The sequence below is a fragment of the Actinomadura geliboluensis genome, from assembly GCF_005889745.1.
Taxonomy (GTDB): domain Bacteria; phylum Actinomycetota; class Actinomycetes; order Streptosporangiales; family Streptosporangiaceae; genus Spirillospora; species Spirillospora geliboluensis.
Genome location: NZ_VCKZ01000357.1, coordinates 1 through 9,363 on the forward strand (window position 1 = coordinate 1; position 9,363 = coordinate 9,363).

10 protein-coding genes are annotated in these 9,363 nt (G+C 75.0%); 6 read left to right on the forward strand and 4 right to left on the reverse strand.

The window, feature by feature from the left end; translation table 11 throughout:
- Positions 1 to 191: 191 nt before the first annotated feature.
- From ETD96_RS34405 to ETD96_RS34420, 4 genes are all read right to left on the reverse strand, one after another.
- On the reverse strand, positions 192 to 680 hold the full coding sequence (locus tag ETD96_RS34405) for a hypothetical protein (protein ID WP_240808437.1): 489 nt from the start codon (positions 678 to 680) through the stop codon (positions 192 to 194).
- 115 nt (positions 681 to 795) lie between these two features.
- On the reverse strand, positions 796 to 2,052 hold the full coding sequence (locus ETD96_RS34410) for a hypothetical protein (protein WP_240808438.1): 1,257 nt from the start codon (positions 2,050 to 2,052) through the stop codon (positions 796 to 798).
- 63 nt (positions 2,053 to 2,115) lie between these two features.
- Positions 2,116 to 3,897, reverse strand: coding sequence for an ABC transporter ATP-binding protein (locus tag ETD96_RS34415; protein WP_138640661.1), 1,782 nt, complete (start codon positions 3,895 to 3,897; stop codon positions 2,116 to 2,118).
- The gene (locus ETD96_RS34420; RefSeq protein WP_240808439.1) at positions 3,894 to 5,711 is read right to left on the reverse strand and encodes an ABC transporter ATP-binding protein; all 1,818 of its coding nucleotides are present in this window, start codon (positions 5,709 to 5,711) and stop codon (positions 3,894 to 3,896) included. Before ETD96_RS34420 ends, ETD96_RS34415 begins: the two co-directional genes overlap by 4 nt.
- A gap of 183 nt (positions 5,712 to 5,894) precedes the next feature.
- On the opposite strand from ETD96_RS34420, the gene ETD96_RS34425 reads away from it, so the two are divergent.
- The 6 genes from ETD96_RS34425 (at position 5,895) to ETD96_RS34450 (ending at position 9,361) form a co-directional block, all read left to right on the forward strand.
- Positions 5,895 to 6,590 (forward strand): TIGR03085 family metal-binding protein, encoded by a 696-nt coding sequence (locus ETD96_RS34425; protein WP_138640663.1) that lies wholly within the window; start codon positions 5,895 to 5,897, stop codon positions 6,588 to 6,590.
- A gap of 247 nt (positions 6,591 to 6,837) precedes the next feature.
- Entirely contained in the window at positions 6,838 to 7,044 is a 207-nt protein-coding gene (locus tag ETD96_RS34430; RefSeq protein ID WP_018657218.1) for a cold-shock protein, read from the forward strand.
- A 129-nt stretch (positions 7,045 to 7,173) separates the two neighbouring features.
- Positions 7,174 to 7,560, forward strand: coding sequence for a phosphoribosyl-AMP cyclohydrolase (gene hisI, locus ETD96_RS34435; protein WP_138640664.1), 387 nt, complete (start codon positions 7,174 to 7,176; stop codon positions 7,558 to 7,560).
- Positions 7,557 to 8,156 carry a Trp biosynthesis-associated membrane protein gene (locus ETD96_RS34440; RefSeq protein WP_138640665.1) on the forward strand — a complete coding sequence of 200 codons (600 nt, stop codon included), beginning with the start codon at positions 7,557 to 7,559 and terminating at the stop codon, positions 8,154 to 8,156. Before hisI ends, ETD96_RS34440 begins: the two co-directional genes overlap by 4 nt.
- Positions 8,153 to 8,824 carry a response regulator transcription factor gene (locus ETD96_RS34445; protein ID WP_138640666.1) on the forward strand — a complete coding sequence of 224 codons (672 nt, stop codon included), beginning with the start codon at positions 8,153 to 8,155 and terminating at the stop codon, positions 8,822 to 8,824. The genes ETD96_RS34440 and ETD96_RS34445 overlap by 4 nt, the downstream gene beginning before the upstream one ends.
- A 63-nt stretch (positions 8,825 to 8,887) precedes the next feature.
- Positions 8,888 to 9,361, forward strand: coding sequence for a DUF2752 domain-containing protein (locus ETD96_RS34450; RefSeq protein ID WP_240808440.1), 474 nt, complete (start codon positions 8,888 to 8,890; stop codon positions 9,359 to 9,361).
- Positions 9,362 to 9,363 lie beyond the last annotated feature (2 nt).

The window sequence follows — 9,363 nt, forward strand, 5'->3', positions numbered from 1 at the left end:
GCGGTGCGCGTCGTCGTGGACGGCCCCCGGCACCCGCTGTGGCATCCGGGCACGATCGGCCGCGGGCTGGCCGCACGGCGCGTCCTGGCCCGCACCGGGCCCGCGCTGGAGCGCTGGAGCGTCCTGCTGGTCCGCGGCGAGGACGGCCCCGCCGGGGCGTGAGCGGCCGATAAGAGGTGGCCGGGAGCGGCTCAGCCGTGCCCGCCCTCGTGCCCGCCCTCCTGCCCGGAGCCGTGGTGGTCGCCCTGGACGATCTTGCCGCCGAGGTCCTTGCGGAGCGACTCCAGCGTCGGCTTCTGGCTGACCGCCACCCAGCGCGCCCCGACCAGGTACCAGCCGCCCCACGGCTTGGCCTCCTCCAGCCACGAGTGCATGCCCGCGTCGGTGGTGAAGCTGACCAGCACGTAGCGTCCCAGCGAGGTCTTGCAGTTCCCCTGCTCCAGGTCCTTGACCTTGCGCTGACCGGTCACCTGGCAGTCCGTCTGCTTCGCGAGCTCCGCCAGGCTGGCGGGCTTCGCGGCCTTCTCACCGGACGAGGCGCCGGACTTCGCCGAGCAGCCCGCCGCGAGCGGCAGCGCCAGCGCGGCGGCGCACAGCAGCGCCGCTCGTGCCCGCGGTGCGCGCGCGAGAGACGCGTTCGGGCGCGGTGTGATCGGGCGGGGGTGGTGTCGGGGACCCATCGCCATTCCTCTCCGGGGTGAGATGCGCGATTCGAGGGAGCAATACGCGCCCCGCCCCGGCGGGGTTCACCGGCCGCCCGGAGCGGCCCCCGGCGGCGGGCCGGCCCTCAGGGCCTCAAGTCATCAGGCGGGCGCCCGCCGCGGCGCGGACGCCGGGGTCCTCGGCGCCGTCCTGGTGCAGCCGCCGCAGCCGCAGCCCCGTCTCGCGGGTGAGCGGCGCGGACCGGGCGGCCTCGGCGCGGACGCCGTCCTCGCAGTCCCACAGCCCCTCGACGGTGTAGGACTCGGCCGTGTGCGGGGCGGTTCTCGTCAACGCGGTCAGGATGCGGGGTCTCAGGTAGGCGTAGGTCGACTCGGTCCAAGCGGTCTTCAGCAGCGGGACGGCCTCGCCGGCGCGCAGCCGCCCCAGCCCCTCGATGGGGCCCGCGGCGCCGCCCCACTCCCGCCGGGCGACGGCCCCGCGCAGCTCCTCCATGAGCAGCGGGATGTCCTGCCGGGTGCCGTACCTGGCGAGGATGCGCAGCCCCATGTCGGCGCAGCCGCCGCGCTCGGCGGCCCACGCCCGCGCCCGCGGCAGCGTCTCCGGGCCGTACTCGCGCAGCGCCCGGCACACCGCGCCGCCGTACCGGCTCGGCCGCTGCGGCAGCAGCTCCTCGGCGAGGTCGAGCAGCGCCGGCGTCCGCCGCCGCCCCAGCTCGAAGATCGCCGCGATGGCGCCCTCCCCGCGCCGCCGGGCGAGGTCCAGCAGCTCGGCGTCGCTCTGCGCGTCCCGACCGGGGGCCGCGGCCATCGCGCGGCGCGCCGCCCGGCCCGCCGCCCGCTGCCGCTCCAGCGCCGCGGCCACCCGCGGCTGCCGCGCCGCCCACGCCTCGATCACCGGGTTGCGCCCGGCGGGTATCAGCAGCTCCAGGTCGGCGTCGTCGCAGCGCGCCGCCACCAGCTCGTCCAAACCGATCGTCAGCGCCGGGTCCTCGAGGTCGATCAGCTCCACCACCGCGTCGAACCACTGCGCGCCCTCCTCGGCGTACCGGCGCAGCGGCGCCGCCGCCTCGCGCCGGCTCAGCCGCACCAGGTCCGCGAGGACGCCGAGCGCGAGGTCCACCCGCCACTCGTCGGGGTCGGTGTGGTCGGACGGGTCGAACAGGTGCTCGGCCACCGGCCCCGTCGGCAACTCCAGATCCACCATCAACCGGGCGTAGTACAGCCGGCGCGACTCGCACTGGCGGTCCCAGCGCGGATCCAGCCGGACGCAGGCGTACACGTACTCGCCCGCGCCGGGCCTGTCCGCCGCGCGCCGCGCGGCCCTTCCGAGCCCCCGCTGCAGCTGACCGTGCAGCGTGCTCGCCGATTCCAACACGACCTCGTTGCTCACCCCGTCAGAATGCGCACTGGACCAGATAACGGGCAAGTGCTTTACCCCAGGTCTGTCCCGTCCTCATAGCGACCGCTGCGCGATCCAGGAGGCGTGCAGGTCGGCGTAGACGCCCGGACGCGCCACCAGCTCGGCGTGCGGGCCGCGCTGGACGATCCGCCCGGCCTCGAAGACGATCACCTCGTCGGCCGCCTCGGCGGTGGACAGCCGGTGCGCGATGGCGATCGCCGTCCGGCCGCGGGTGACGCCGTCCAGGGCCCGCTGGATGCGGACCTCCGTCGCCGGGTCGACCGCCGAGGTCGCCTCGTCCAGCACGAGCAGGTCCGGGTCGGCGATGTAGGCGCGGGCCAGCGCGACGAGCTGCCGCTCGCCGGCCGACAGCGACTCGCCGCGCTGCCCGACCGGGGTCTCCAGGCCCCGCGGCAGGCCGTCCAGCCAGTCGGCGAGGCCGAGTTCGGTGAGCGCGAGGACGAGCTCCTCGTCGGAGGCGTCCGGGCGCCCGTACCGGATGTTGTCGCCGAGGGAGGCGTCGAACAGGAACCCGTCCTGCGGCACCATGACGATCCGCTCGCGCAGCGACGAGAACCGGACCCGGTCCAGCGGCACGCCGTCCACCAGGACCCGGCCCGAGACCGGGTCCATGAGCCGGGTGAGGAGCTTGGCGAACGTCGTCTTGCCGGAGCCCGTCTGCCCGACGATCGCGATCCGGCTGCGCGGCGCGATCTCGGCGTCCACGCCGAGCAGCACGGGCGGGCCGCCCGGGTAGGCGAACCCGACCGACTCGAACCGCACCTCGATCGGGCCGCGCGGCAGCGTCTCGCCCGCGTCGCCCGGATCGGCGACGTCCGGGGCGGTGTCCAGCACGCCGAGGACCCGCCGCCAGCCCGCGATCGCGTTCTGCGCCTCGTTCAGCACCTCGGTGGCCGTCTGCATCGGGCTGACGAACAGCGTCACCAGGAACAGGAACGCGATCAGCTTGCCGGCCGACACCTCGCCGGCGATGCCGAGCAGCGTCCCGGCGATGACGACCGCGGCGGTCGCCAGGGCGGCGACCAGCTCGCTGACCGGGAAGGTCAGCGCGACCATCGCCTGCGCGCGGGTCTGCGCCGACCGGTAGGACTCCACGGTCTCGTCCACCCGGCGGCCGGTGCGCTCCTCCGCCGCGTACGCGCGGATCACCGGGGCGCCCACGACCGACTCGCCGACCGCGGCCAGCAGGTCGCCCATCCGCTCCCGGACCCGGAAGTAGGCCCCCGACAGGATCCGCTGGAAGCGGCGCAGCGCGAACGCCAGCGGCAGGAACGCGACCCACACCAGCAGCGCCAGCTGCCAGGAGTAGACCAGCATCAGCACGCTCGCCACGAGCAGCTGCCCGATCGAGACGATGAACATCAGCCCGCCGGACTGCATGAACTGGCTGATCTGGTCGACGTCGCTCGTCACCCGCGACACGAGCGCGCCCCGCCGCTCCCCGCTCTGGGTGAGCATCGACAGGTCGTGGACGTGCCGGAACGCCTTCACCCGCAGCCCCGCCAGGCCGCCCTCGGAGGTCTTGTAGAGCCGCACGTTCATCAGATACGCGCACACCGCCGTCACCAGCACGGCCGCCGCGCACAGCAGCACCGCCGTCCGGATGAAGGCGATGTCGGGGCCGTCCGGCCGCCCGATGCCCTTGTCGATCGTCTGCTGGACGGCGATGGGCACCACCACCCGCCCCGCCGTCGACACCAGCGCGAGCAGCAGCGTGCCCGCGAGGCCCGCGCGGAACTCCGGGCTCAGCCGCAGCCCCCGCTTGAGCGTGCTGATCGCGCCCTCGGTGGCCGCCGAGCCGTCAAGGACCGTCATGCCAGTGCCTCCTCGCCGCCCTCGACGGCCTCCTGCTCGGCTTCCTGCTCGGCCTCGGCCCGCTCGTAGGCGTTCACGAGGTCGGCGTAACCCGCCGAGCTCTCCAGCAGCTCGGCGTGGGCGCCGCGCGCGACGACGCGGCCGTGCTCCATGTAGACGACCTCGTCGGCCAGCGCGATCGTGGCCTTGCGGTAGGCGACGACCACGACGGTCGCGCCGCCCGCCTCGCCCGACTGCGCCTCCCGCAGGCTCTGCAGGATGCGGGCCTCCACCTGCGGGTCGACGCTGGAGGTCGCGTCGTCGAGGACGAGCAGCCGGGGCCGCCGCACCAGCGCGCGCGCCAGCGCGAGCCGCTGCCGCTGCCCGCCGGACAGCGTCGCCCCGCGCTCGCCCACCTTCGTGTCGAGCCCGTCGGCGAGGGCCGCGACGAACCCCTCGGCCTGCGCGAGGCGCAGCGCCTCCCAGACCCGCTCGTCGGGGACGTCGAGGCCGAGCGTCACGTTGCCGCGCACGGTGTCGTCGAACAGGAACGTCTGCTGCGGGACGAGCGCCGCGGTCGCCGCGACCCCGCCGCGCCGCACGTCGCGCAGGTCGACGCCGTCCAGCAGGACCGAGCCGTCGGCCGGGTCGACCAGCCGCACCAGGAGGGAGGTCAGCGTCGACTTGCCGGAGCCCGTCGGGCCGACCACCGCGATCGTCCGGCCCGGGGACGCGGCGAACGACACGTCGTGCAGGATGTGCCGCCCGGAGCCGTCTCCGTCTCCGTCCGCCTCGTAGGCGAAGCGGACCTCGCGGACCTCCAGGTCGGTCGCCTTGCCGCCGTCGCCGTCCAGCGCGTCCTCCCCGAAGGGAAGGGAGCCGGTCGCGTCCAGCACGTGGCGGACCCGCTCCCAGCCGACGACGCTGCGCGGCACCTCCCCGAGCACCCAGCCGAGCGCCCGGATAGGCCACGACAGCAGCGTGAACAGGTAGGCGGCGTTCACCAGGTCGCCCGGCGACATCGCGCCGGCCTGCAGCCGCATCGACCCGATCAGCAGCACGGCGAGGACGCCGAGGTTCGGCAGCGCCTCCAGCACCGGGTCGAACAGGCCGCGGATCCGGCCCACCGCGATGTTGGCGTCGCGCAGTTCCTCCGCCCGCTCCCGGAACCGCGCGGTCTCGGCCGCCTCCCGGCCGAGGGTCTTGACGACCAGGCCGCCCTCGAAGCTCTCGTGCGCCACCTCGCTGACCTCCGCGCGCAGCTGCTGCGCGCGGGTCGCGACCGGCGACAGCCGCCGCTGGTACAGCACGTTGATCAGCGCGACGGCGGGGAAGACCAGGAAGCCGACCGCCGCCACCACCACGTCCGTCACCAGGATCGACACCGCGGCGATCAGCAGCATGAACACCACGCCGACCGCCATCGGCAGCGGCGCGATCGGCGCCCACACCGCCTCGACGTCGGCGTTGGCGTTCGACAGCAGCTGACCGGTCGGGTGCCGGTGGTGCCAGGCCAGCGGCAGCCGCAGGTACTGCCGCGTCACCGCGCGGCGGTAGGACGCCTGCATCCGGTACTGCATGAGGCCGGCGTAGAAGCGGCGGCCGGCGACGCCGAGCGCCTTCAGCAGCGCCACCGCCATGATCAGCGCGGCGGCGCCGGCCAGCGCCCCGGCGGTCGTGCGCCCCGACGCGAACGCCGGCAGCACGACGTGCTCGGTCGCCCAGCCCAGCACCCGCGCCGTCGCCACCGTCATCGCCGCGTAGAGGGCGCTCGCGACCACCGACGCCGTGAAGACGCGGGGCTCGGCCTTGACCGCGACCCACAGCACGCCCATGCCCTCCCTGAGCACGTGTGGGCTGACGCGTCTGGACGCAGGTGGCACGGCGACTCCTCGATCACGGCGGCGCCCGGGACATGCCCCGGCGGCCGGGGCGCGGGGATCTTCGGGCCTGCACATGCCTACCATCCGGCCGCGGTGCTTATTCCCGGCCGGCCCCGCACCGCCTACGATCAAGGGATGAGCGCATCCGAGGGCCGCCCGGCCGGCGGCGGCCCCGCCGGTCCCGGCCCGGCCGGGCCCGTCCGGCGCGAGCGCCTGCTGCTGGCCGACGCGCTGGCCGAGGCCGGGCCCGACGCCGCCACCAAGTGCGCGGGCTGGACGGCCCGCGACCTGGCCGCCCATCTGGTCGTCCGGGAGGACCGCCCGGACGCCGCCCCCGGAATACTGCTGCCGCCGCTGGCCTTCTACACCGAGCGCGTCCGGCGCCGCACCGCGCGCGCCGTCCCGTTCGACCGGCTGGTGGAACGCTTTCGGGACGGACCGGCGAAGTTCTCCCCGTACGCGCTTCCCGGAGTCGACAAAAACGCGAACGGTGTCGAGTTCTTTGTGCACCATGAGGACGTCCTGCGCGCGCGTCCCGACTGGGAGCCCCGGGAGATCTCGCCGGAACTCGAGGAAGTGCTCTGGCGACGGATAAAAATTGCCCGCTTTGTCCTAAGAAAAGTTCAGGTCGAGGTAACGCTGGTGCAACCCGACGGCCGCGGCCTGCGGGTGCCCGGACGGGGCCGGGACGCCCACGGCGCCGTCCGCGTGCACGGCCCCGTGGGCGAACTCGTCCTCTGGGCGCTGGGCCGCAGAGACGTCGCGGACGTCCGCCTCACCGGGGCCACGGACGCTGTCAAGAGCCTGACCGAGACCGGTTGGAGTCTTTAACGGGCAGGTAACGGCAGGGTTCGCCGAGAGGAGAATCGCGTGCCATGCGGCTCCTCCGCTTTACGCGGAACCGGTGATACTGTGGGGCGGTCGGTTGCAGTCGTGGTTCTCGATCGTGAAGACGCCCGCGGACTGATGGCAGCGGGCGTTTTGGCTTTTCCGGGACCGTACCGGGGGCGAGAGCGTTCCGCAGCGACCGCACGGGCCCGCGAGGTGTGGGCCCAGGTTTTGCCGCAAGGAGAAAGACATGCCCCAGCAGGGCACCGTGAAGTGGTTCAACGCCGAGAAGGGCTTCGGGTTCATCGCCGTCGACGGCGGCGGGCCGGACGTCTTCGTGCACTACTCGGCCATCCAGTCCTCCGGATACCGCACGCTGGACGAGAACCAGCGCGTCCAGTTCGAGGTGACGCAGGGTAACCGGGGTCCGCAGGCCGACCAGGTCGTCCCCCTGTAACACCCGTAGTCGTACGTCGGGGCCCGTTCCCTCCGCCAGGGGAGCGGGCCCTTTCGTGTGCGCGCGGGGGGCCGAGGGGGACCGGCGGCCGAGGTCGGCGGCCGGTAGCGCTGCAATAAACTCTCGGTCATGTCCCCACGAGCGTCCAGCGACCTGGACCCGAAGATCGCCGCGCGGCTGAAGCGCGACCCGAACGGCCTCGTGCCCGCCATCGCCCAGCAGTACGACACCGGCGAGGTGCTCATGCTCGGCTGGATGGACGACGAGGCCCTGCACCGCACCCTCACCACCGGCCGCTGCACCTACTGGTCGCGCAGCCGGCAGGAGTACTGGGTGAAGGGCGAGACCTCCGGGCACCAGCAGTGGGTCAAGTCCGTCGCGCTCGACTGCGACGCCGACGCCGTCCTGGTGAAGGTCGACCAGGTCGGCGCCGCCTGCCACACCGGCGACCGCACCTGCTGGGACGCCGACGTCCTTCCCGCCGTGGTCGGGGAGCGCCCTGACGGGGCGTCATGACGCCCGGGCGTGAACGCGGACTGACGGCGCTGCTGTGCGCCGCCGGCGCGGGTCTCGCCCTGCTCGCCGCCGGGCGAACCTGGGCCACCGTCAAGGCCGAGCACGCCATCACCCCCTTCACCCAGACGCTCACCGGCGGCGACCTCGGCGGCGCGGCGGGCGCGCTGGGCTGGGCCGGTCTCGCCGGCCTCGCCGCCCTGTTCGCCACGCGCGGCCGTGTGCGCGCGGGCGTCGGCGTCCTCATCGCCCTGTTCGGGGCGGGGATCGCCTACGCGTCGGCCGCCGCCGTCCAGCGGTCGAACGTGCTGTCCGCCGCCGGCGACAAGAGCGCCCTGCTGAACCTCGGCGCCGACCCCGTCCTGGACGTGAACCTGTGGTGGATGGCCTCGGTCACCGGGGGCGTGCTGCTCGCCGTCGCCGGCCTGGTCACGGCCGTGCGCGGCGCCCGCTGGCCCGCCATGTCGTCCCGCTACGAGCGCGCCGGGACGCCCGGCCCCGCCGCGAAGGGCGCCGCCTCGGCGGACGACCCCACCGCGATGTGGCGCTCCCTCGACCGCGGCGAGGACCCGACCGCCCGCCGGAACGGCCGGCCGTGACCGCCGACGGGGGCGGGCTCGTGCTCGTCGTCGAGCACGACCCCGCCGTCGCCGAACTGCAGCGCCGCTACCTCGCCCGGGAGGGCTTCGCCGTCGAGATCGAGCCCGACCCGGGGCGGGCGCCCGCCGCCGCCGAGCGCAGCCGGCCCGACGTCGTCGTCCTCGACCTGTCCACCGCCGCGCTGCCCGCCGACCTGTACCGGCGCGTCGCCGACGCCGCCTGCCCCGCGCCCGTCGTCGCCGTCACCGGCCCCCTCGACCCCGCGATCGCCCACGCGCTCGGCGAGCACCGCGTCGACCGGCCGTTCGGGCCCCGCGTGCTCGTCGGCGCCGTCGCCGAGGCGCTGCGCCGCGGCGCCCCGCCCGCCGCCGAGGCCCCGGGCCCGCTGCGGGCCGGCTCGGTCGCCCTCGACCGGCCCGGCCGGGCCGCCGTCGCCGGCGGCCGCCGCGTCGCGCTCACCGTCACCGAGTTCGACCTCCTCGAGTTCCTGATGGCCAACCCCGGCCGCGTCTTCACCCGCGAGCAGCTCCTGGACGCCGCGTGGGGGCCGGGCGCCGGCGCCGGGAGCCGCACCGTGGACGTCCACGTCGCCCAGCTCCGCGCCAAACTCGGCGAGGACAGCCCCATCCGGACCGTCCGCGGCGTCGGCTACGTCCTGGACGGCTGACGCCCGGCACGCCCCCGGGGCGGCGCCGCGGCCGCTCGCAGGGCGTCGCCTATCGTGGGCGATGTGACTCGCGCACCCGTCCCTTCGCAGGAGCACGCGCACCCGTACGGGCCCGCACCGCATGAGCCGGGCCCGGGGCGGCTCAGGGCGCTCCTGCCGCAGGCGGCGGTCCTCGCCGGCGTCACCGCCGGCGCCCTGATCGTGGCGCTGCGCGGCGACCCCAACGAGGCCGGGCACTATCCGGGCTGCCCGTTCCTGGCGATGACCGGGTACTACTGCCCCGGCTGCGGGGCCACGCGCCTCGTCTACGCGCTCACGCACGGGGACGTGGGCACCGCGTTCGGCCTCAACCCGCTGCTGTTCGCGCTGCTGCCCGTCTTCGGCTACCTCTTCGCGCGCTGGACGGTCCAGACCGCGCGCGGGCTGCCGATGCGGACCGTCCTGTTCACGCCGCCGGTGGTGTACGCGTTCGTCGGGCTGCTGATCGTCTACTGGGTCGTCCGGAACCTGCCGTTCGCCGCGGCGCTGGCGCCCTGACC

What these genes read in the sequence shown, in the direction of transcription:
- ETD96_RS34405 (WP_240808437.1), bottom strand. Translation starts at nt 680, where the DNA reads ATGGGTCCCCGACACCACCCCCGCCCGATCACACCGCGCCCGAACGCG.
- ETD96_RS34430 (WP_018657218.1), top strand. Translation starts at nt 6,838, where the DNA reads ATGCCCCAGCAGGGCACCGTGAAGTGGTTCAACGCCGAGAAGGGCTTC.
- ETD96_RS34440 (WP_138640665.1), top strand. Translation starts at nt 7,557, where the DNA reads ATGACGCCCGGGCGTGAACGCGGACTGACGGCGCTGCTGTGCGCCGCC.
- ETD96_RS34420 (WP_240808439.1), bottom strand. Translation starts at nt 5,711, where the DNA reads ATGGGCGTGCTGTGGGTCGCGGTCAAGGCCGAGCCCCGCGTCTTCACG.
- ETD96_RS34415 (WP_138640661.1), bottom strand. Translation starts at nt 3,897, where the DNA reads ATGACGGTCCTTGACGGCTCGGCGGCCACCGAGGGCGCGATCAGCACG.
- ETD96_RS34425 (WP_138640663.1), top strand. Translation starts at nt 5,895, where the DNA reads ATGAGCGCATCCGAGGGCCGCCCGGCCGGCGGCGGCCCCGCCGGTCCC.
- hisI (WP_138640664.1), top strand. Translation starts at nt 7,174, where the DNA reads ATGTCCCCACGAGCGTCCAGCGACCTGGACCCGAAGATCGCCGCGCGG.